We start from the raw sequence: 22,193 nt of genomic DNA on the forward strand, positions 1-22,193 counted from the left end.
CCTCCCCCGGGATACTTTTTGGCCAGATGAACAAGGGGCATGACTTGGTGGCGATCTGCGCTACACTTCGGGTATGCGCTGGTTGGTTGCAGCATTGATGGTGATTTCGGGCGGGGCCGTGGCGCAGGAGCGGCGGCCGAGCCATTGTATCGCCATCGCCGATGCGGCGCCGGGGATCGAATATCTGCACAAAACTGCATGGCAGGACCCGGTGCCGGAGTTTTCGGTGCGCGTCAGCTATGTCGCGCATGCCGCCTTTATGATCCAGACTCGGGGCGGGTTGAATGTAGTGACAGACTTTACCGGGTTCATCGGCAGTGCCGATCTGATTCCCGACGTGGTGACAATGAACCATGCGCACGACACCCATTGGACGGCGCATCCCGACCCGGCGATACCGCATGTCCTGCCGGGATGGGGCGAGTTCGGGCAGGGGATCGAACACCACCTGGATCTGGGCGAGATGCTGATACGCAATGTCCCGACCGATATCCGCTCGGCCTATGGCGGGGTCGAGGAGCGCGGCAATTCTATCTTCGTGTTCGAGGTCGAAGGGCTGTGTATCGGTCATCTGGGACATTTGCATCATGTACCGTCAGACGAACAGTTTGCTGCGCTGGGTCGGTTGGATGTGGTCATGGCCGCCGTCGATGGCGGAACAACCATGCCCTTGCCTGACATGATCTCGGTTCTGAAGCGGCTGAAAAGCTCGGTGATCATTCCGATGCACTGGTTCTCGGAGTTTTCGCTGGATCGCTTCCTCGTGGATATCCGGGACGAGTTCCCGGTTGAACGTGACGGCGTGTCCGAGATCACCGTCTCTCTGCGTGACTTGCCGGACCGTCCAACGGTTGTCGTGCTGGAGCCGCGCTATCTGATTGATCTGGAATAAGGCTTGCCGTGACGGAATCGGTTGGGCATTGAATGCGTATGAGTCTGAACCCCGCTGATGACCGCATTGCCACCCTGATCCGCTCGAAACTGGGCGATCAGGTGTTGCGCCCGGTGGCCGATCGGTATCTGGAAGAACCGCGCGGGCGATTTGCCGGACAGGCTGGCCTGCTGGCCTTGCCCCGCACAACCGAGGAAGTCTCGGTACTGGTGCAGGTGGCGTCCGAAATGCGTGTTCCCGTGGTTCCCTATGGCGGCGGAACCGGTCTGGTCGGGGGGCAGGTGATGCCGCATGGGCCAGCGCCCCTTGTGATTTCGCTGGAGCGAATGACGGCCATCCGGTCCGTCTATCCCACCGAAAACGTGCTGATTGCTGAGGCCGGTGCCATTTTGCAGGATGTCCAAGCCGCGGCCGAAGCGCAAGACCGCCTGTTTCCCTTGACGCTGGCGGCGCAGGGATCCTGTCGGATCGGGGGCAACCTGTCCACCAATGCCGGGGGCGTCAACGTCTTGCGCTATGGCAATGCGCGCGACCTGTGCCTTGGGCTCGAGGCCGTTCTGCCCAATGGTCAAATCTGGCAGGGTCTCAGCCGGTTGCGAAAGGACAACACAGGCTATGACCTGCGCAATCTGCTGATCGGGGCCGAGGGCACGCTGGGGATCATCACCGCAGCCGCGCTCAAGCTGTTTCCGCGGCCTGCCGCGATCGGGACGGCGATGTTTCAGGTGGCGTCACCCGAGGCTGCCATTTCCCTGCTGGCGCTGGCGCGTGATCGCGTGGGCGAGGCTGTCAGCACTTTCGAACTGATCCACCGGCAGGGGCTGAAGTTCTTGTCCGAGGTTCTGCCGGACGTCCGGCAACCGTTTGAAACACCGCCAGAGTGGAGCGTTCTGATCGAATTGGGGCTGGCCAGGGGGCAGTCTCCGTCCGACGCGCTCGAGGATATCTTTGTCCACGCGCAAGCGCTTGGGCTGGTGCAGGATGGCGTGATTGCTCAAAGCGAGGCGCAGCGCGGTGAGTTGTGGGCCGTGCGCGAGCGTATCCCCGAGGCCAACCGCCTGATCGGCTCGGTGTCGAGCCATGATATCTCGATCCCGATCTCAGAAATTCCGGAATTTGTGCGCCAAGGGGAAAAGGTGATTTCCGGTCTTGGGCCGTTCCGGATCAATTGCTTTGGCCATCTCGGGGATGGCAATTTGCATTACAACGTCTTTCCCCCCAAGGGGCAGGGCAGGTCGGATTTTGAGGGTCAGAGCGCTGTGGTCAAGCGGGCCGTGCATGATCTGGTCCACGCCTTTGATGGTTCGGTCAGCGCGGAACACGGCGTGGGCCGCATGAAAACGGACGATCTGGAACGCTATGGCGATCCGGTAAAGCTGGATGCGATGCGGGCCATCAAGGCGGCGCTGGACCCCTTGGGCATCATGAATCCCGGCGCGGTGCTGAAGGCGTGAACCCGGCTCTGGCTCTTGTTAAGAAATCCGAAGGTTGCCGCGTTAAAGCCCTTCGAATTCGCACAGGACATGCACGTCCATGCCCATATCTTCCAATACTTTGCGCCCGCCGAGGTCAGGCAGGTCGATAATGAACGCGCATGAGACGATCTCACCGCCCAGACGCTCGATCAGTTTGATGCCCGCCGCTGCAGTGCCGCCTGTGGCCAGAAGGTCGTCAACGACAAGGATTTTTTCGCCTGGCTGGATGGCGTCATCGTGGATCTCGACGATCGCTTCACCATATTCCAGCTTGTAGTCCTGGCTGATCGTTGTGCCGGGCAGCTTGCCTTTCTTGCGGATCGGTACGAAGCCCAGGCTCAGCTGATGCGCAATCGCCCCCCCAAGGATAAAGCCCCGCGCCTCGAGGCCGACAACCTTGTCGATGCGTTCCCCGGCATAGGGGTGCAGCATCTGGTCAATGGCCATCCGAAATCCGCGCGGATCGGCAAACAGCGTCGTCACATCGCGAAACAGAATTCCTTCATGCGGAAAGTCGACAATCGTCCGGATGTAGTCTTTGACAGTCTTGTTCCTTGACATGAACCAACCCTTTTCCGCTTCAAATACCAAAACGTGTTTGGCCCAAGAGGGTTAGCCATGCAAGGAACAATTCATTCACGCGATCACCAGCGGCACGAAACCACAGCCTTGGGCAATCCGTAATACCGGTAAAGCGTGGCAGGCAAACATGACAGGTGCGGCTTGCGCATTTGCGTTGATCTCGCAAAAGAAAGGCCCCAGACGGTTTGAAGGTTCATTGCCATTTCCGTTCCGGTGCTGTTAAGTGCCCGATAACGACAATCACTATGCTATGTATACACAATGCATCGCCTGAATTAACGAGCATTTGCTAGGAGCAACGCGCGTGCCAAAGAAAGACGGCAAGGGATCAACGAAGAAAAACAGCCAGCTGGTTCTGCGTCTGGACAAGGATGAACGCGACGCGTTTGTCGAGTTGTGCAGGGAGCTGGATACATCAGCTGCCCGCGAAATCCGCCGGTTTATCCGCGGGTTCATGAAGGAAAACGCCGAAAACTGAAAAAGGGGTCAGGCCGGGCGGCGCAGAACTGCCGTGGCGAAACCCATCCCGATCAAGGTCAGCCCGCCAAACCGCGTCATGCCGGTGATCACGCTGGCGCGGCCAATCAGCCGCCGCAACCGGTCGGCCAGCAACGCATAAGCCAGCGCATTCAGCCAGGCCAGCCCGACAAAAGTGGCGATCAGGATGGCAAATTGCGGCCCCAGTGGTTCAGCCGGGCGCAGGAACTGCGGCACAAAGGCGATGAAAAAGGCGATGGATTTCGGGTTCAGTGCCGTGACTGCGGCCGCATGTCCAAACACGCTGCGGGGGGTGACATCCCGCCCGGTCGCGACCGTTCCCAAACCACTTGCCGGGGCGCTGCGCAGCAGTTTAACCCCAAGCCAGACCAGATAGGCCGCTCCGACCCATTTGAGGACGGAAAACAAGGTGGCCGAGGCCAGAACAAGCGCGCCCAGTCCCAACAAAGACGCGGTCATTGCCACAAGATCCCCCACAGCGACCCCTGTGGCCGAGGCCACGGCAACGCTGCGCCCCTTGGACAGCGCATAGCTCAGCACCAACAGCACGGTTGGGCCAGGGATCAGCAGCAAGGCGGTGGATGCGGCAACAAAGGCCAGCCAGAGTTCCAGAGACATAAGGGTCTGCTCGCAATACGTTCCTTTGGTACCGCTATAGCCAAACTACCAGTACTTGACAATTTTCATGGCGACCAGCTTTCGGGCCCTTCAAATCGGTCGGATCAGGCCGAGACTTGCACGAAAACTGATACGAGTGCGATCCGTCACAACCGTCGCATTCTTGCGGCGAGTATCCCGGCAGAAAGTACCCGCATCCCCTGTGCCCGGACAGTTTCGAGCGCAAGGGTCGATGCCATGCTTGGACGCTTGAACAACGTGATCCGGAAAACCGATCTGCTGTCGGCTGCAATGCCCGACGCGTCGCGCAGAACCTACAGAATCCGACCCGCAACCGCGTCCAACTTGGCCAACAGCGCCGGGTCGCGTTTTTCAGGGGCAGTCAGGATTGCGTATTCCAAGGCCCGGTCACAGCCATGCGGGCAGGGCGCGCGGTCGGACCCCAACAGGGCGGGTAGGCCCTTGACCAGTGCACGGCCCTTATCGGCATTGCCGGTCAGGGTCGCAATGATGGTGGTCACATCCACCTCGCCATGATCCGGGTGCCAGCTGTCAAAATCGGTGACCATTGCGATCGAGGCATAACAAAGCTCGGCTTCGCGGGCGAGCTTGGCTTCGGGCATGTTGGTCATGCCGATCACGTCGCAGCCCCATTGCTCGCGATACATCTTCGATTCCGCCAGAGACGAAAACTGCGGCCCTTCCATCGCCAGATAGGTGCCGCCGCGATGGATCGTGATACCGGCAGCCTTGCCTGCGGTCTCACAGGCGTCCGAAAGGCGCGGGCAGGTCGGGTGCGCAACGCTGACATGGGCGACGCAGCCTGTTCCGAAAAAACTCTTGTCGCGCGCAAATGTCCGGTCGATGAATTGATCGACGACGACAAAATCGCCCGGCGCCATGTGTTCGCGAAACGACCCGCAGGCCGAGACCGAGATCACATCCGTCACACCAATCCGTTTCAGCGCGTCGATATTGGCGCGATAAGGCACATCGGTGGGCGAATGCACATGCGCGCGCCCATGGCGCGGCAGAAAGGCCATTGCGACACCGTCCAGCGACCCGGTCAGGATCTGATCCGAGGGTGCCCCCCAAGGGGTATCGACGCTGACCCATTCCGCATTTTCCAGCCCATCGATGTCATAGATGCCTGATCCGCCGATAACGGCAATCCTGGTTTGGGTCACTGTCCTGCTCCACCTGAGATACTGATAATGAATTTGTGCGGGTTCGACCCGAAATTGACAAGAGGTCTATTCCTGTTTCGCCAGCAGGTTACGCTGTTGAGATTGCGTATTGAAATCCGCCCACGCGGCTCCAAACTCATCCAGCGGCCACGTCAGGTCCTGCGATTGACCATGCCTGTCACGAAACTCAAAACGATACGCATCCCCGTTCAGCATGGCATCCAGCAGGCTGTCGGCGCGATGATCCTCGAATGTGCAGCTTAACCCTGTCAGGCACCCGGGGCGCCGCGTGCGCCAGATCACATCCTGATCTTTCTCTATGCGGAATCCTGAAGGGCTGAAGAAGGTGCCGGGCTCAATCCCGAACTCGATTTTGAAACCATCTGGTTCAGGTGTGATGAACATGAATTGCGCCGCAAATTTCGGACGCAAGGAAAACACCTCGGCGCGCCTTATGTAGCAGCGCTGCACCAAAGTACCGGCTTCTTCACGCTCGTCACAAATCGAATTCCAGATGCCGAAAATTTCATGGTGCGTGACACGCCAGTTTCCGGCGGTGTCATTCCCTTCCAAGTCCTGTGCAAAGGCGGGCAGGGCTGATAGAAATATGAGGGCAATCCAGCGCATGAACTCACATTTGGGTGCTTGATCCGGGTGCCGCAAATCACGTTGCCGAGAGGCAAGTTATGCGCTGTGCGCATGGCTGCATCCCACCTCCCGCGGTGGCTTAACAGCGGCGCGCCCGCTACAACGACCCCTTCGCGCGAACATAAAATCCTATAGGACTGTCCAATGCCCCGAGCCTTGCTGGCAAGTTTTGCCAACCGTATCGCCATACCCGATCTGCGCTGGGTGCCGGATGAGGGGCTGACCTTCTCTCGCCTGCGGATCGAGCTGCTGTCCGGCCTGACCGTGGCCCTCGCACTGGTGCCCGAGGCCGTGGCCTTTGCCTTTGTGGCAGGCGTGCACCCGCTGGTGGGCCTTTATGCCGCTTTCCTTGTGGGGCTCATCACCGCGCTGATCGGCGGGCGACCTGGCATGATCTCGGGCGCGACGGGCGCGCTGGCGGTCGTCATGGTGGCTTTGGTGGCCGAACATGGTGTCGAATACCTGTTCGCGACGGTGGTGCTGATGGGGATCCTCCAGGTTATCGCCGGGGCGATGCACTGGGGCCGCTTCATCCGACTGGTGCCGCACCCGGTGATGCTGGGTTTTGTGAATGGCCTGGCCATCGTGATCTTTCTGGCCCAGATGGGCCAGTTCAAGGTGCCGGGTACCATGGAAAACACCGGTCACGGCATGGGCGGTGGAGAATGGCTCTCGGGTGCGCAGCTATACACCATGCTGGGCCTTGTGGCACTGACCATGGCGGTGATCTGGGTGGTGCCGCGCATCACGCGCATCATTCCTGCGCCTCTGGCCGGTATTCTGGTTGTCGCTGCGCTGGTGATCGGTCTGGGTCTGGATGTTCCGCGCGTCGGTGATCTGGCCTCGATCGAAGGTGGTCTGCCTGCCTTCCACATCCCCATGGTTCCACTGAACTGGGGCACGCTCGAGATCATCCTGCCCTACGCTGTCATTCTGGCCGCGATTGGCCTGATTGAATCCCTTCTGACCCTGAACCTAGTGGGCGAAATCACCGGCAAGCGCGGCGGGGCGTCTCAGGAATGTATCGCCCAGGGTGCGTCGAATATCGTGACCGGCTTTTTCGGAGGCATGGGTGGCTGCGCGATGATCGGTCAGTCGATGATCAACGTGAAATCCGGTGGCCGTACCCGTATCGCCGGGATCGCTGCGGCGCTGTTTTTGCTGACCTTCATCCTGTTCGCTTCACCGCTGATCGAGCAGATCCCGCTGGCCGCGCTGGTTGGGGTGATGTTCATGGTGGTCATCGGCACCTTTGCGTGGAACTCGTTCAAGATCCTGCGCAAGGTTCCACTGACCGACGCCTTTGTCATCGTTCTGGTCACCGTCGTGACAGTGATGGAAGACCTCGCGGTTGCTGTTGTGGTCGGTGTCATCGTGTCGGCTCTGGCCTACGCTTGGAACAACGCCAAGCGCATCCACGCCGTCACCCGTGAGTCCGCGACCGAAAAAGGGGCGAAGGTCTATGAAATCCAGGGGCCGCTGTTCTTTGGGTCATCGGATGGCTTTATCGAACTCTTCGATGTGCCGAATGACCCGGAAACCGTCATCGTCGATTTCGCTGAAAGCCGTGTGGTGGACCAGTCGGCGTTGCAAGCCATCGAAAATATCGCGGCCAAATACGAGGCCGCGGGTAAACGCGTCATGCTGCGCCACCTGAGCCGGGATTGCCACAAGCTGTTGAACAAGGCAGGCCACCTGATGGTCGACAGTGACGATGACCCGGATTACGAACTTGCGGTCGATTACTCGGTCCGTACCGGCATTCTGGGCGGCCACTGATCCTTTTGCGAGGCTCTGCCTCGCGCTCCGGGATATTTGAAGCCAGATGAATGAAGGATCCCTGCTTCATCTGGCCAAAAAATATCCCGGGGGAGCCGCCCGGAACGGGTGGTGGGGGCAGAGCCCCCGACACCCTCAATCATCCGGGCGATTGAGCGAGAACAGCTCGGACACGACCGAATAGTCCCGGTACCCAAGCCGCGCCAGAGGTTTGAATGAGGTTACGTCGAACTTGCCCTCTCGGATGTGGTCGTCGAGCAGATGTACGCCTGTTACTTCGCCGAACACGACGCGGTTGGCCGCGCCGGGCAGAGTGACGATCTGGGTCAACTTGCATTCTAGTGCTGCTGGGGCGCCTTGTACGCGGGCGCAGGGTATGGTTTCACATTCGACCGGGGTTAACCCGGCATGGGCAAACTCGTCCACCTCCTTGGGAAGGCTGGCCGAGCTGGCGTTCATCGCATCCTGATGCGCAAGCGCTACAACATTCACGCAGAATACACCTGTCGCCTCGATATTGGCGATACTGTCCTTGCCGCCGATCTGATCGTGTTTCGTGCCGGTTGTGGCGAACATCACCTGCGGCGGTGTGTAAGCAACCCCGTTGAAAAAGGAATAGGGTGCCAGATTGTTGATCCCACCCGCATCACGGGTCGAGATCCAGCCGATCGGGCGTGGCGTGATAATGGCGTTGAACGGGTTGTGCGGCAGGCCGTGGCCGTCTTCGGGGCGGTAGAACATCATATCTCCAAGCGTTTGCCCAAGGCGTAACGAAGTGCTAGGGCGATTTCCAGCAAGGAAAAGAGGGCGGGTGTGCAGCAATTCGGGATCAGGTCAGAAGAGCCGGACGATTGGTGGGAGGTCGAAGCCCTCTATGACCTGTGCTTTGCGCCGGGTCGTGAGGCGTTGTCGTCCTACCGGTTGCGCGATGATGTGCCGCCGGTTTCTGACCTGTCACTGGTCGCGCGCGACGGTCAGGGCATTCTGGCCGGGGCGATCCGCTTCTGGCCGGTCCATGTCGGTAAACACGACGCATTGCTGCTAGGCCCGGTTGCCGTACACCCAACCCACCAGGGCGAGGGTCTGGGCGGTTATCTGATCCATGCCGGTGTCGAAGCCGGGCGTAAGCGCGGGTGGCAGCGGGTCATGCTGGTCGGTGACGAACCCTATTACAGGCGATTTGGTTTTGCGCGGCTGCAGGATGTCGAGATGCCGCCGCCCACCAACCCGGACCGGGTTTTGGGGCTGGAACTGATGCCCGGTGTCTGGTCCGGAGTTCAGGGGGCTGTCACCCGCTGGACCCGCTGACCTATTGAATCGGCGTAGCTTAACGCCGATGTTGATAGGCAGGAGGACGCACATGCAGAACGTGGTTCTTGTCGAAAACGTGGATGCCGAGGCTGAACTGGATCGTTTGGCGGGTTATTACCGATCTGCCGGAGGGGCTGGTGTCAAACTGCTGAACAAGCTGGGCGGATCAGCCGAGTCACTGCTCGAGCAATTGCCCGATCCGGTTCGGAACGGCCTGACAGGGGCTACCGAGCAGGCGCTGTGGCTTGCGATGCACGCGGCTCAGGGGTCCCGGCGTGCGATCCCTGATCAGCAGCCCTGGGTCAATACCGCGCTTGCCACGGCCATGGGCGCGGCCGGCGGGTTGGGCGGTGTATCAACAGCCCTGATGGAGCTGCCTGCAACAACCGCCATGCTGTTGCGCGCCATTCAGGGGGTCGCCGCGCGCGAAGGTTTCGATCCGTCTGCCGAGAACGTAAAGTTCGACTGTGTGCGGGTTTTGTCCGCATCAGGCCCGCTGTCGCATGATGACGGTGCGGATCTTGGCTTTTTCTCGGTGCGCCTGACACTGACGGGTCCGGCCATGCAGCGTCTGATTGCTGCAGTGGCACCACGCTTTTCGATCGTGCTGGGGCAAAAACTGGCGGCACAGTCCGTCCCGGTGCTCGGCGCGTTGGCCGGTGGTGGAACGAACTATGTCTATTCGCGCTATTACCAGCAAATCGCGCGCGTGCATTTCGGCCTGCGAAGATTGGCGGTTGATGCCGATATCCCGCATGACGAGCTGGTGAAACAGCTGTCAGCCCGTATGTGATCAACAAATGCGCCATCACGCCGGACTTGGCGGACACCACTTCATATGGTAGTTTTTCAAGAGAAAGGCGCTAAATAGGCGTGTCCTGCGGGCCTATAACGCCAACGGGTCCTTTGCCCGAACAAAAGGTGCGTCGCGCAATGAATGCAAGACCGGTACTGCGTGAATTGGCTGAGACTGCGGAACACCCTGTTTTGCGGCAATCCTCTGTCCTGTGTTACCGGATACGGCGTGGCCATCCAGAGGTGTTGCTGATCACGACACGCCGGGCCCAGCGGTGGATTGTCCCCAAAGGGTGGCTCATCCCCGGCCTGACCCCATCGGAAACCGCAGTGCAGGAAGCCTGGGAAGAAGCGGGCGTGACGGGGCGATGCAGCACAGCGGGGCTGGGGCAGTTTTTGCACCTCAAGCATCGCCAAAATCAGCCCCCGACCTTGATACTGGTTGATGTTTTTGCGCTGCATGTACAGGTTATGTCGCAGGATTTCCCCGAAAAGCACGAGCGCAGGCGCAAGTGGTTTGCACCTGAAAACGCGGCCCAAAAGGTCAGATCACCCGAGCTTGCCGAATTGTTACGCGACTTTAAGACCCATACACATTAAGATAGTACCAGAGAGGCTTGATATTGTCAGTCTGGTCGGTATCTATTCGCCAATCGCAATTTTGGACTGAACATGATTCAATACGCGTTGAAATGCAGTGAAGGCCACACATTCGACAGCTGGTTTCAATCCGCAGAAGCCTTTGACAAGCTGGCCTCTGCCAAGATGGTGACCTGCGCGATCTGCGGATGTACGCAGGTTGCGAAGGCGATCATGACACCGCGTGTCCGACCGGCCCGGAATGCGCAGGGAAAGCCCGAAATCGCGCCTGCATCCAATGAACAGATCAACGTCGCCACCCCTTCGCCCGAGATCGAGAAAGTTCTGGCCGAGTTGCGCCGCCATGTCGAAAAGAACTCGGACTACGTTGGCAAGGATTTTGCAAGCGAGGCGCGCAAGATGCATCTGGGAGAGGCGCCAGAGCGCTCGATTTACGGTGAAGCCAGACCGGATGAGGCGAAATCGCTGATCGAAGATGGCGTGCCGGTGGCGCCACTGCCGTTTCTGCCCAGCAGAAAGACCAACTGATCCATGCATGTCGTAATCACCGGTGCCAATCGCGGTATCGGTCGCGCCCTTGCCATGCGCTACGGCACCCGCGGTGACGTGGTCACCGGAACTGCACGCGATGGCAGTGCACAGGTGCGTCTGGACGTGTCGGACCCGGCCCAACAGGCGGCAATGGCCGAACAGCTGCAAGACCAGCCCGTTGATCTGCTGATCTGCAATGCCGGGGTCTATCTGGACAAGGGGCACACGCTCAACGACTACCCCGCCGATATGTGGGCGCAAAGCTTTGCCACCAACGTGACCGGCGTTTTCCTGACCGTGCAGGCGTTGTTGCCCAATCTGCGCGCTGCAGGCGGCAAGGTCGCGATCATCTCGTCTCAGATGGCATCCCATACGCGGGCGCCGGGGGGCAGCTATATCTACCGCGCTTCCAAGGCGGCGGCGCTGAATCTGGGGCGAAACCTGGCGACGGATCTGAAAGCCGACAGGATCGCCGTGGGCATCTATCATCCGGGCTGGGTGCAAACCGACATGGGCGGCGCGGCCGCTGATATTGATGTCGATCAGGCCGTCTCGGGCCTGATGGAACGCTTTGAGGCCCTGTCAATCAGCTCTACCGGCTGTTTTGAAACCTATGACGGGCAGGCGCACGCTTACTGACCGGTCAGCGCCGCTTTGGGAATTTCATAGACCTCACCGGGTTCAATATAGACCACAAGCACGTCACCCAGCGTTTCATAAGTCATCTTCGAGGTCGAGCTGCTGGACTCCGGCGCACCATCCTTGAAATAGATGTTGCGCACCTTGCCACCCCCCAAAGCCACGGCCAGCGTCGTTGTGCCGTCATCATGGCGGCGCAGCTCTGCATTGCAGCTTTGCATCGGGTCACCGGCATTTGCGGCGCAGGGCACCTTGCCCAGTGCATTCTTTCCGTCCGTGCCGGCCACACTGGCAACCTGCGCCAATGCAGGCGATGACAACAAAGTAACGGCAAGGGCTAAGCGAAACATGGGGAACCTCTTGATTTGGTTGTTACTCGCAGGCTGACACCGCACCTGCGCAATGTAAAGCGGCCCTGTGCCACAGGCGGGTCCTGTTTGCGCTCTTGCTCTTGGGGTGCCCCTCGCTTATGAGGCTCGGGACCTCTAATCCAAGGCGCGGAGACATTTGCCCCCATGCCCGTACTCGTTATGAAATTCGGCGGCACTTCGGTCGCCAACCTGGACCGCATCCGCCGTGCTGCCAAGCGCATCGGTGTCGAAGTTGCCAAGGGCTATGACGTGATCGTCATCGTCTCGGCCATGTCGGGCAAAACCAACGAGCTGGTGGGCTGGGTGAACGAGACCTCGCCGCTGTTTGATGCACGCGAATACGATGCCGTTGTATCTTCGGGCGAAAACGTCACCGCTGGGCTGATGGCGCTGACATTGCAGGAAATGGATGTTCCTGCGCGCAGCTGGCAGGGCTGGCAAGTGCCGCTGCTGACAACCAGCGCGCACAGCCAGGCGCGGATCGAAGACATCCCGACCACGAACATCAACCAGAAATTCGGCGAAGGCATGAAAGTGGCCGTTGTGGCCGGGTTTCAGGGGCTCAGCCCCGAAGGCCGCATCACCACGCTGGGCCGGGGTGGCTCTGACACCACTGCCGTGGCTTTTGCCGCCGCGTTTGGTGCGGAACGCTGCGACATCTATACCGACGTGGACGGCGTCTATACCACCGATCCGCGCATCTGCGAAAAGGCGCGCAAGCTGGACAGGATCTCGTTCGAGGAAATGCTCGAACTGGCGTCGCTGGGCGCCAAGGTGCTGCAGACCCGCTCGGTCGAGCTGGCAATGCGCTACAAGGTAAAACTGCGCGTTCTTTCAAGTTTCGAAGAACAATCCGACGAGGCCGGTACGCTGGTCGTTGACGAGGAGGATATCATGGAATCCAATGTTGTGGCCGGTGTGGCCTATTCCCGTGACGAGGCCAAGATGACCGTCGTTTCGGTGGCGGACCGTCCCGGTATCGCCTCGACCATCTTCACCGCGCTCAGCGATGAGGGCGTCAATGTCGACATGATCGTGCAGAACATCTCGGACGAGGGGCGCACGGACATGACCTTCTCGTGCCCCACCGATCAGGTGGTTCGTGCCGAAAAAGCGCTGCTGGCGATCAAGGACAAGGGCGAGCTCAACTATGCCGAACTGGTCGCCGATACCGGTGTCTGCAAGGTCTCGGTGGTGGGAATCGGTATGCGCTCGCAATCGGGTGTCGCGGCCAAAATGTTCAAGATACTCTCGGATGAGGGGATCAACATCAAGGTCATCACAACCTCCGAGATCAAAATTTCCGTTCTTATCGACAGGAAATACATGGAACTTGCCGTTCAGGCACTGCATGATGCCTTTGAACTGGACAAGGCGGCCTGAGCTGATCGGCCAAGGGTTTCGCCTGACACACTGAATTGGTTGGGCCATGGCGGACGGCACGGAAACAGAATCCCGCAAGCTGCTGGGGCGGTTGCGCGAGGCGATGGCCAGCGAAGCCGCTGGACAGGAGCGTCTTGATCAGATCACTCATCTGATCGCCGACAGCATGCGCAGCGAAGTGTGCTCAATCTATCTGTTCCGCGATGATGAGACCCTGGAACTCTGCGCGACCCAGGGACTTGCGCCTGAATCGGTACACCAGACCCGGATGCGCATGGGCGAGGGGCTGGTGGGCAGGGTCGCCAAGACCGGCAAGGTGGTCAACACCCCGGATGCGCCGTCTGAAAAAGGGTTCCGGTATATGCCGGAAACCGGGGAAGAGCGGTTTTCGTCCTTTCTCGGTGTGCCGGTGCAGCGCCTTGGGGAAAAGCTGGGTGTTCTGGTTGTCCAGTCCCGCAAAGCGCGCGAATTTTCCGCCGACGAAATCTATGCGCTGGAAGTGGTGGCCATGGTGCTGGCCGAAATGACCGAACTGGGCGCCTTTGTCGGCGAAGGCGCGGCACTGTCGCCACGGCACCAGCAATCGGTCCTGCTGCGCGGCGGCCCGGCGCAGGAAGGCTCCGCCGAAGGCCATGTCTGGCTGCATGAACCCCGTGTGGTTGTCACCAATCCGATCGCCGAAGACCCGCACCGGGAACGCGAACGTCTGAATGAGGCGGTGGAAGAGCTGCGCGTCGGCGTCGACAAGATGCTCGAGATTTCCCGGGATGGTGACACCGAACAGCTCAAGGTGCTGGAAGCCTACCGGATGTTTGCCAATTCCAAAGGCTGGATGCGCCGGATGGAAGAGGACATTGCTCTGGGGCTCAGTGCCGAGGCCGCGGTCGAGAAAGAACAATCTCAGGCGCGCGCCCGGATGGGGCAGGTGTCCGATCCCTATCTGCGCGAACGGCTGGCGGATCTTGACGACCTCAGCAACCGTTTGCTGCGCATTCTGACCGGGCAGGGAAAAACCGACAGCGCCGATCTGCCGCCCGATCCGATTCTGGTCGCGCGCAATATCGGCCCCGGTGACCTGCTGGAATACGGGCGGGCGTTGAAGGGGATCATCCTCGAAGAGGGTTCAGTCGGCAGTCACGCCACCATTGTGGCCCGTGCGCTGGCAATCCCTTTGGTGGTCCATGTGGGCCGGATCACGACCGAAGCGCTGAACGGCGACCATGTGCTGGTGGACGGCGATCAGGGCGTTGTTCACCTGCGCCCCGAAGACAGCGTGGTCAGCGCCTTCCGCGACAAGATCGCGATGCAGGCCAAGGCACAGGAACGCTATGCCTCGATCCGCGAAACCCCCTGTGTCACACGCGACGGAACGCGCATCAATCTGGTGATGAACGCGGGCCTTATGGCCGATCTCCCGTCGCTGGGAACGTCGGGTGCCGAAGGTGTTGGTCTGTTCCGAACCGAGCTGCAATTCCTGATCCGCAATCAGATGCCCAAACGGTCCGAGCTTGTCACCCAGTATCAGCGGGTACTGGATGCGGCGGGCGACAAAAGGGTGGTGTTCCGCACACTCGATATCGGGTCGGACAAGGTGCTGCCCTATATGAAACACGTGGCCGAACCCAACCCGGCCCTGGGTTGGCGCGCCATTCGTGTCGGTCTGGACAAACGCGGCGTGATGCGGATGCAGTTGCAGGCCCTTCTGCGCGCTGCCAATGGTCGCCCGCTGACCATCATGTTCCCCTTTGTCGCGCAGGCCGAGGAGTATCGCGAAGCCCGCTGGGAGGTAAACAAAACCATCGAACGCGAAAAGCGACTGGGCCACGTTCTGCCCGAAACGCTTGAAGTCGGCGCGATGCTGGAAACCCCGTCGCTGGCCTTTGCCCCGCAAAAGTTCTTTGACGAGGTCGATTTCATCTCGATCGGCGGGAACGACCTCAAGCAGTTCTTTTTTGCGGCTGACCGCGAAAATGAACTGGTCCGCCGCCGCTATGACACGTTGAATGTCAGTTTCCTGAGCCTGATGGAACGCATTGTCGAACGCTGCGGGCTTTCGGACACCCCGCTCAGCTTCTGTGGCGAGGATGCGGGCCGCCCGGTCGAGGCGCTGTGCCTTGCGGCCATGGGTATTCGCACCCTGTCGATGCGCCCGGCGTCGATTGGTCCGGTCAAAAGCCTGTTGCTGCGGTGTGACCTGATGGAGGTACGCAAAATCATCGCGGACGCACGCCATCGTGGCGAACAATCCGTGCGCCCGGCCGTGATGGAATGGCTGCGCAGTCAGGTATAGCCCGCAAAACCTCGCTTTTTGGGAAACTATGCTTGATTTTTTCGCGCGGGCTTTTTATCACGCAGGCAGTGTTAGCGGTAACAGTGTGCCGCAGAGCCGTTTCATGCCGTGCTGAACTGATATCGGCAAACTCGAGAAGGAGCCTGTGATGGTTTCACGCGTAATTCCGGTAGAGCCGTTCGATCTTGTGTTGTTCGGCGCGACCGGGGATCTGGCGCAACGTAAGATCCTGCCGGGCCTGTACCACCGGTTCGAGGTCGGCCAGATGCCCGATGGGGCGCGGATCATCGGCACGGCGCGCTCGGATATCGACAGCGACGGGTTTCGCGATCAGGTCCGTGCATCGATGCAGGAATTCGCACCGAAGTTCAAAAAGGAAACGCTGGACCGGTTCCTGTCCCATGTTGAATACGTGCCGGTGGATGCGCTGGGCGATGCCGGATGGTCCGATCTGTCCAAGGTGCTGCGCCCCGACGTGGTGCGGGCCTTTTACCTGTCAGTGGGTCCCAGCCTGTTTTCGGGCATTGCGCAGCGCCTGCATGACGCCGGTCTGGCCACGCCGGACAGCCGCATCGTTGTCGAAAAGCCTTTCGGCCATGATCTGGCCTCGGCCAGGGCGCTGAACGAAGGCTTGCGGGCGTGTTTCAAGGAACACCAGATTTACCGGATCGACCATTATCTGGGCAAGGAAACCGTGCAGAACCTGATGGCGCTGCGCTTTGCGAATTCCCTGTTCGAGCCGCTTTGGAACTCGACCCATGTCGATCATGTGCAGATCACAGTGGCGGAAACCGTCGGGGTCGAAGGGCGCGGGGCCTATTACGATCAATCCGGCGCGATGCGGGACATGATCCAGAACCATCTGGTGCAATTGCTGTGCCTGACCGCGATGGAACCTCCGTCAAAGTTCTCTCCCAATGCGGTGCGTGACGAGAAGGTCAAGGTGATCGAGGCGCTGGAACCGGTCGAACCCAGGGACATCGCCCGTGGTCAGTATCGCACGGGCAAGGGCGGTGACGGATACCTTGATCACGTTGGCAAGCCGGCCAGCCGCACCGAAAGCTTCATTGCACTCAAGGTCCATATCGGCAACTGGCGCTGGGCCGGGGTGCCGTTCTACCTGCGCACAGGCAAACGTCTGCGCGCCCGTGCCTCTGAAATCGCGGTGTTCTTCCGCGACCCACCACACACGATCTTTCCCAATGTCGGCCCGTTGCATGGCAACGTGCTGGTGATCCGTCTGCAACCTGACGAAGGCATCACCCTGCGCACGACGATAAAGGAACCGGGGCAGGGCGGGTTCCGCCTGTCCGATGTTGCTCTGGACATGAGCTTTGCCGACGCGCTGGGTGATGACTCGCAATCCCCGGACGCATATGAACGCCTGATCATGGATGTCATCCGGGGCGATCAGACCCTGTTCATGCGTGGGGACGAGGCCGAGGCCGCCTGGGCCTGGGTCGATCCCATCATTCACGGCTGGGAACAGCGCGGGGACAAACCCGCCAAGTACGATCAGGGCAGTTCAGGCCCCGAAGAAGCACTGATGCTGATGCATCGCGATGGGCGTCGCTGGCGTCAGATCGGAGGGTAATCATGGTTCACTCTGTCATTTCCGACGTCACCAAACGGATCATCGACCGCAGCGCCGATCTGCGTGGTCCCCATATCGACCGGATGGAACAGGCCAGATCCAAAGGTCCCGCCCGTGCGCACCTGTCCTGCAGTGGTCAGGCCCATGCCTATGCGGGTGCGGGTGAAGACCAGCAATCCATGGCCACTGGCACGGCGGGCAATCTGGGCATCGTTACCGCCTATAACGACATGCTGTCCGCCCATCAGCCCTTTGAACGGTACCCCGCCTTGATCCGCGACGCGATCCGCGCCGCCGGAGGCACCGCACAGGTCGCGGGTGGCGTGCCAGCCATGTGCGACGGTGTCACCCAGGGCGAAGCAGGGATGGAATTGTCGCTGTTTTCACGCGACGTGATCGCTCTGGCAACTGGCGTAGCACTCAGCCACAACACCTATGACGCGGCAGTCTTCCTCGGCGTCTGTGACAAGATTGTCCCCGGTCTGATCATCGGCGCGCAGGCGTTCGGCCATCTGCCTGCCGTGTTCCTGCCCGCAGGACCAATGACCAGCGGTCTGCCCAATGACGAAAAGGCCAAGGTCCGCCAGAAATTCGCTGCCGGAGAGGTCGGGCGCGACGAACTGATGGCCGCCGAAATGGCCGCCTATCACGGTCCCGGCACCTGCACTTTCTACGGCACCGCCAACACCAACCAGATGCTGATGGAATTCATGGGCCTGCACCTGCCGGGCTCCAGCTTCGTCAATCCCAACACGCCCTTGCGCGACGCGCTGACACAAGAGGGCGCGCGCCGCGCCCTGTCGCTCAGCGCGCTGGGAAACAGCTATACCCCGGTTTATCAGGTGCTCGACGAACGGGCCTTTGTGAACGGTATCGTCGGCCTTATGGCGACCGGAGGTTCGACCAATCTGCTGATCCACCTGATCGCCATGGCGCGCGCCGGGGGCATCGTGCTGGATTGGCAGGATTTTTCCGATATCTCCGCCGTTGTTCCACTGGTCGCGCGGGTCTATCCCAACGGTCTGGCCGACGTGAATCACTTCCACGCCGCAGGCGGGCTTGGGTTCACCATCGGCACGTTGCTCGAAGAAGGTTTGCTGCACCCCGATACGCTGACCGTCGCCGGGCAGGGCCTGCACAATTACACGCGCGAACCCAAGCTGATCAATGGTGAGCTGACATGGCAAGACGGTGCAGGCCACAGCCTGAATGACAAGATCGTCCGTCCCGCGCGCGATCCGTTCCAGCCCACCGGCGGCCTGTCGCGCCTGACCGGCAATCTGGGCACAGCCGTCATGAAGGTCTCGGCCGTCGCGCCAGAACATCAGGTGGTCGAGGCTCCGGTCCGCGTTTTCCACGACCAGGACGCGGTCAAGGCAGCCTTCAAGGCTGGCGAGTTCACCGGTGACGTCATCGTCGTCGTGCGCTTCCAGGGCCCCAAGGCCAACGGGATGCCGGAACTGCACTCGCTGACGCCCATGCTGTCGATCCTGCAGGGCCGGGGGCAGAAAGTGGCGCTGGTCACCGATGGCCGCATGTCTGGCGCATCCGGCAAGGTGCCCGCCGCCATCCATGTCGTCCCCGAGGCGCTCGACCGCGGCCCCATTGCATACCTTCAGGATGGTGACATCCTGCGCGTTGACGCGGTCAGGGGTGATCTGGAAATCCTCACTGAGGGCGTTCTGGACCGCGCGCCCGTCACCGCCGACCTGTCCGCCAATCAACACGGTACAGGGCGCGATCTTTTTGGCGCGTTCCGCCAGAATGTCGGCTCGGCCGACACCGGTGCCAGCATTTTCGGAGTTTAACCTCATGTCCAAATCCCAACGCACCCGTGAAATCTGCGCACTGGCCCCGATCGTTCCGGTTCTGGTTGTCGATGACGTCGCGCAGGCCCGCCCGCTGGCCGAGGCATTGGTCGCCGGCGGTCTGCCAGCGCTTGAGGTCACTTTGCGCACGCCCGCCGCGCTCGACGCGATCCGCGCGATGGCCAAGGTGCCCGGCGGCGTGGTCGGCGCAGGTACGCTGGTCACACCGGAAGACGTCCGCGCCGCCAAAGAGGCGGGCGCGCAGTTCGGCGTCTCTCCGGGCGCAACCGACGCGCTCATCGCGGCGTGCGAGGCCGAGGGCCTGCCGCTGCTGCCCGGCGCGGCCACGGCCAGCGAAGCGATGGCATTGCTGGAAAAAGGCTATGACATGCTGAAATTCTTCCCGGCCGAGGCCTCGGGCGGCGCGCCCGCACTCAAAGCCATCGGCGCACCCCTGCCGCAGATCAGCTTTTGCCCGACAGGCGGGGTGTCGCCGTCCAACGCCCGTGACTACCTGTCCCTGTCCAATGTGATCTGCGCCGGTGGCAGCTGGGTCGCGCCCAAGCAGATGGTCGAAAGCGGCGACTGGGCCGGGATCGAAACACTTGCGCGCGAGGCATCGAAGCTGGCGGATTGACGTCGCGAAGCCCCTCGGTAATGTGGGCGTCAACTCAGACAGGTTGACCCCATGACACAGACATCTGCCCTCTCCCAGGGGCGAACTTATTTGGCGATCCCGGGCCCTTCGGTGATGCCGGACGCAGTCCTGCAGGCGATGCATCGCCCGTCGCCCAATATCTACGATGGCGCGCTCATCGACATGATGCCCGCGTTGACCCGCGATTTGCGCCGGGTTGCTCGCACAGGCCATGACGTCGCCATCTATATCGCCAACGGTCACGGCACGTGGGAGGCCGCGTTGTCCAACGTGATCGCCCCCGGCGAAACCGTTCTGGCTCCTGCCTCGGGCCGGTTCACCCATGGCTGGGCCGAGATGGCCGAAGGCATCGGGGCAAAGGTGCAACTAATCGATTTTGGCACCTCATCCGCTTGGGATCTCGACCGAATTGCCGACGCATTGCGCGCGGACAAAAGCTACCAGATCAAGGCCGTTCTCGCGGTTCATGTGGACACATCAAGCTCGATCCGCAACGATATCCCGGCACTGCGCAAACTGCTCGACGATCTGGACCACCCGGCGCTGTTGATGGCCGATTGCATCGCCTCGCTGGGATGCGACCGGTTCGAGATGGATGAATGGGGCGTCGATGTCACGGTCACCGCCTGCCAGAAAGGCCTGATGACCCCCGCAGGCACAGGCTTTGTCTTTTTCAACGACAAAGCACAGGCCAAGCGGGCCGCCATGCCGCGTGTGTCGCGATACTGGGACTGGCAGCCGCGCGCCAATCCCGACCTGTTCTACCAGTATTTCGACGGTACCGCGCCGACACATCACCTTTATGGTCTGCGCGCCGCGCTCGACCTGATCCATGCGGAAGGGATCGAACAGGTCTGGGCCCGCCATGAGCGTCTGGCTACTGCCATCTGGGCGGCCTGCGAAACATGGTCCGAAGGCGGCGCGCTGCATCTGAACGTTGCCGACAGCGACCACCGCAGCCATGCCGTTACAGCCCTGCGCCTGACCGCAGGGCGCGGCACGGCCCTGCGCGCGTTCACCGAACATCAACTGGGCCTGACACTGGGCATTGGCCTTGGGATGGAGGATTACGACAGCTGTTTCCGCCTCGGGCATATGGGCCATGTCAACGGGCAAATGGTGATGGCGATGCTGGGCGGTATGGAAACGGCCATGGCCGCGCTTGATATCCCCCGTGGCAAAGGCGCGCTCGAGGCCGCCGCCGCCGTCCTGGCCGCCTGATACACGTCAGACGAACAGCACTGATCCGCCCCTTCATCTGGCCAAAAATATCCTCGGGGGGAATCGCGCATTGCGCGATGGGGGGCAGACAGCCCCCCCTTTGCCCCGATGGCAAGACAGACCAGTGCTAGGCAGTATGTGACCGCACCTCCACTAGCGCCTTGGGCAAGGCGGCCGCAAAAGCATCCAAATCTGCTGTGTCACCACAGCTTACCCGGATGCACCTGTTCTGGGGCGCTGCAAACGGCATCCGAACAAACAGACCCCGCGCAACCAAAGCCTCCAGTACCGCTCTGGCGAACTCGCCATCCCGCCCGCAATCAATCGTCACGAAATTGGTGGCCGAGGGCAGGGGCTCCAACCCGTTCTCGCGGGCAATCGTTTCTATCCGCTCACGCGCCTCTGCGATCTGTGCCTGAATGTGCTCCAGCCACGCACCATCCTGCAACGCGGCCAGCGCCCCGGCCTGCGCCGCGCGGTTCATGCCGAAATGGTTGCGCACCTTGTTGAAGGCTGCAATCAGGTCGGGCGCTCCAATGGCATAGCCAACCCGTGCGCCCGCCATGCCATAGACCTTGGAAAATGTCCGCATTCGGATCACGCGAGGGTCGTCTGCGCTGACGGGTGCCGCTGTCCCCTCTGGCGCGCATTCCACATAAGCCTCATCCAGAATCAGCAGGCAACCCTCGGGCAGGGCATCCATCGCCGCCACGATATCCGCGCCGGAATGCCAGCTGCCCATCGGATTGTCCGGATTGGCCAGATAGACCAGTTTTGCCCCCACCTCGGCCGCCTTCGCAAACAGGGCCGCCGGGTCCTCGTGATCCCCGGCATAGGGAACCTTGTGCAGAACGCCACCGAACCCGGCCACATGATAATTGAACGTCGGATACGCCCCGTCCGAGGTTACAACCGCATCCCCGGGCCCTACAATCAGACGCACAAGATAACCCAGAAGCCCGTCAATCCCTTCGCCTACGACGATATTTTCGGGGGTTACCCCATGATGCTCGGCCAAAGCTTGGCGCAGATCGTGATTCTCGGGATCGCCATACATCCAGATATCAGACGCGGCCTGCTCCATAGCCCGGATCGCGCGGGGCGAGGGGCCAAACACGCTCTCGTTGGCGCCAAGACGGGCAATGAACGCCGTGCCGCGCTGACGCTCTTGCGTTTCGGGGCCCACAAAGGGCACGGTGGCGGGCAGGGATTGGGCAAGCGGGGTGTATCGAGGTCCTGTCATGCCTGCAGATAACCCCAAGCCCGAGCTTCGGGCAAGCGCGCACCTCATCCCGCGCGTCAGAACGTATTGA

General features: G+C 60.9%; 22 protein-coding genes. 15 read left to right on the plus strand and 7 right to left on the minus strand.

The features are described 5' to 3' along the window. Window positions 1-73 precede the first annotated feature (73 nt). Window positions 74-892, plus strand: a complete 819-nt coding sequence (locus tag ACR0ES_RS11020; protein ID WP_480870641.1) for an MBL fold metallo-hydrolase — start codon at window positions 74-76, stop codon at window positions 890-892. Window positions 893-930: 38 nt separating this feature from the next. Continuing rightward, entirely contained in the window at window positions 931-2,346 is a 1,416-nt protein-coding gene (locus ACR0ES_RS11025; protein ID WP_480870644.1) for an FAD-binding oxidoreductase, read from the plus strand. Window positions 2,347-2,388: 42 nt separating this feature from the next. Here the strand turns inward: ACR0ES_RS11025 and ACR0ES_RS11030 are convergent, their stop codons facing one another. Next, window positions 2,389-2,928: an adenine phosphoribosyltransferase gene (locus ACR0ES_RS11030; protein ID WP_209505620.1), complete on the minus strand. Its 540-nt coding sequence runs from the start codon at window positions 2,926-2,928 to the stop codon at window positions 2,389-2,391. A 325-nt stretch (window positions 2,929-3,253) separates the two neighbouring features. Here ACR0ES_RS11030 and ACR0ES_RS11035 point away from each other — a divergent pair, with 325 nt between their 5' ends. Beyond that, a complete protein-coding gene (locus ACR0ES_RS11035) occupies window positions 3,254-3,427 on the plus strand; it encodes a hypothetical protein (RefSeq protein ID WP_209505622.1) in 174 nt (57 codons plus the stop codon). Between the two features lie 8 nt (window positions 3,428-3,435). Here ACR0ES_RS11035 and ACR0ES_RS11040 read toward each other — a convergent pair whose 3' ends face one another. The 3 genes from ACR0ES_RS11040 to ACR0ES_RS11050 all read right to left on the minus strand — a co-directional run bounded on the left by ACR0ES_RS11040 (window position 3,436) and on the right by ACR0ES_RS11050 (window position 5,879). After that, complete coding sequence (locus tag ACR0ES_RS11040; protein WP_209598172.1) at window positions 3,436-4,065, minus strand: LysE family translocator; 630 nt, start codon at window positions 4,063-4,065, stop codon at window positions 3,436-3,438. Between the two features lie 314 nt (window positions 4,066-4,379). Continuing rightward, a complete protein-coding gene (locus ACR0ES_RS11045) occupies window positions 4,380-5,252 on the minus strand; it encodes an S-methyl-5'-thioadenosine phosphorylase (protein ID WP_480870647.1) in 873 nt (290 codons plus the stop codon). 66 nt (window positions 5,253-5,318) lie between these two features. Further along, the gene (locus ACR0ES_RS11050; protein ID WP_480546429.1) at window positions 5,319-5,879 is read right to left on the minus strand and encodes an invasion associated locus B family protein; all 561 of its coding nucleotides are present in this window, start codon (window positions 5,877-5,879) and stop codon (window positions 5,319-5,321) included. Between the two features lie 165 nt (window positions 5,880-6,044). On the opposite strand from ACR0ES_RS11050, the gene ACR0ES_RS11055 reads away from it, so the two are divergent. Further along, window positions 6,045-7,679, plus strand: coding sequence for a SulP family inorganic anion transporter (locus ACR0ES_RS11055; protein WP_480507780.1), 1,635 nt, complete (start codon window positions 6,045-6,047; stop codon window positions 7,677-7,679). 135 nt (window positions 7,680-7,814) lie between these two features. On the opposite strand, the gene ACR0ES_RS11060 is transcribed toward ACR0ES_RS11055, so the two are convergent. Beyond that, window positions 7,815-8,420 carry a flavin reductase family protein gene (locus ACR0ES_RS11060; protein WP_480507848.1) on the minus strand — a complete coding sequence of 202 codons (606 nt, stop codon included), beginning with the start codon at window positions 8,418-8,420 and terminating at the stop codon, window positions 7,815-7,817. A 72-nt stretch (window positions 8,421-8,492) separates the two neighbouring features. On the opposite strand from ACR0ES_RS11060, the gene ACR0ES_RS11065 reads away from it, so the two are divergent. The 5 genes from ACR0ES_RS11065 to ACR0ES_RS11085 all read left to right on the plus strand — a co-directional run bounded on the left by ACR0ES_RS11065 (window position 8,493) and on the right by ACR0ES_RS11085 (window position 11,555). Then, on the plus strand, window positions 8,493-8,987 hold the full coding sequence (locus ACR0ES_RS11065; RefSeq protein ID WP_480870649.1) for a GNAT family N-acetyltransferase: 495 nt from the start codon (window positions 8,493-8,495) through the stop codon (window positions 8,985-8,987). 52 nt (window positions 8,988-9,039) lie between these two features. Next, a complete protein-coding gene (locus ACR0ES_RS11070) occupies window positions 9,040-9,783 on the plus strand; it encodes an EcsC family protein (protein ID WP_480870652.1) in 744 nt (247 codons plus the stop codon). A 140-nt stretch (window positions 9,784-9,923) separates the two neighbouring features. Further along, entirely contained in the window at window positions 9,924-10,385 is a 462-nt protein-coding gene (locus ACR0ES_RS11075) for an NUDIX hydrolase (RefSeq protein ID WP_480870655.1), read from the plus strand. A 72-nt stretch (window positions 10,386-10,457) separates the two neighbouring features. Beyond that, entirely contained in the window at window positions 10,458-10,913 is a 456-nt protein-coding gene (locus ACR0ES_RS11080; protein WP_480484414.1) for a DUF1178 family protein, read from the plus strand. 3 nt (window positions 10,914-10,916) lie between these two features. Beyond that, on the plus strand, window positions 10,917-11,555 hold the full coding sequence (locus ACR0ES_RS11085; RefSeq protein ID WP_480870658.1) for an SDR family NAD(P)-dependent oxidoreductase: 639 nt from the start codon (window positions 10,917-10,919) through the stop codon (window positions 11,553-11,555). On the opposite strand, the gene ACR0ES_RS11090 is transcribed toward ACR0ES_RS11085, so the two are convergent. Then, window positions 11,549-11,905: a hypothetical protein gene (locus ACR0ES_RS11090; protein ID WP_480488468.1), complete on the minus strand. Its 357-nt coding sequence runs from the start codon at window positions 11,903-11,905 to the stop codon at window positions 11,549-11,551. The genes ACR0ES_RS11085 and ACR0ES_RS11090 overlap by 7 nt on opposite strands. Window positions 11,906-12,070: 165 nt before the next feature. On the opposite strand from ACR0ES_RS11090, the gene ACR0ES_RS11095 reads away from it, so the two are divergent. From ACR0ES_RS11095 to ACR0ES_RS11120, 6 genes are all read left to right on the plus strand, one after another. Next, window positions 12,071-13,309 (plus strand): aspartate kinase, encoded by a 1,239-nt coding sequence (locus ACR0ES_RS11095; protein ID WP_480488466.1) that lies wholly within the window; start codon window positions 12,071-12,073, stop codon window positions 13,307-13,309. A gap of 46 nt (window positions 13,310-13,355) precedes the next feature. Then, on the plus strand, window positions 13,356-15,599 hold the full coding sequence (gene ptsP / locus ACR0ES_RS11100; protein WP_480507789.1) for a phosphoenolpyruvate--protein phosphotransferase: 2,244 nt from the start codon (window positions 13,356-13,358) through the stop codon (window positions 15,597-15,599). Between the two features lie 148 nt (window positions 15,600-15,747). Then, window positions 15,748-17,193, plus strand: a complete 1,446-nt coding sequence (zwf, locus tag ACR0ES_RS11105; RefSeq protein WP_480488464.1) for a glucose-6-phosphate dehydrogenase — start codon at window positions 15,748-15,750, stop codon at window positions 17,191-17,193. Window positions 17,194-17,195: 2 nt separating this feature from the next. Next, window positions 17,196-19,001, plus strand: coding sequence for a phosphogluconate dehydratase (gene edd, locus ACR0ES_RS11110; protein WP_480870661.1), 1,806 nt, complete (start codon window positions 17,196-17,198; stop codon window positions 18,999-19,001). A gap of 4 nt (window positions 19,002-19,005) precedes the next feature. Continuing rightward, window positions 19,006-19,638 (plus strand): bifunctional 4-hydroxy-2-oxoglutarate aldolase/2-dehydro-3-deoxy-phosphogluconate aldolase, encoded by a 633-nt coding sequence (locus ACR0ES_RS11115; protein ID WP_480870663.1) that lies wholly within the window; start codon window positions 19,006-19,008, stop codon window positions 19,636-19,638. A gap of 51 nt (window positions 19,639-19,689) precedes the next feature. After that, window positions 19,690-20,880 carry a pyridoxal-phosphate-dependent aminotransferase family protein gene (locus ACR0ES_RS11120; RefSeq protein ID WP_480507795.1) on the plus strand — a complete coding sequence of 397 codons (1,191 nt, stop codon included), beginning with the start codon at window positions 19,690-19,692 and terminating at the stop codon, window positions 20,878-20,880. A 127-nt stretch (window positions 20,881-21,007) separates the two neighbouring features. Here ACR0ES_RS11120 and ACR0ES_RS11125 read toward each other — a convergent pair whose 3' ends face one another. Continuing rightward, entirely contained in the window at window positions 21,008-22,123 is a 1,116-nt protein-coding gene (locus tag ACR0ES_RS11125; protein WP_480870665.1) for a pyridoxal phosphate-dependent aminotransferase, read from the minus strand. Window positions 22,124-22,193 lie beyond the last annotated feature (70 nt).

This window comes from Ruegeria sp. N7 (genome assembly GCF_056531345.1).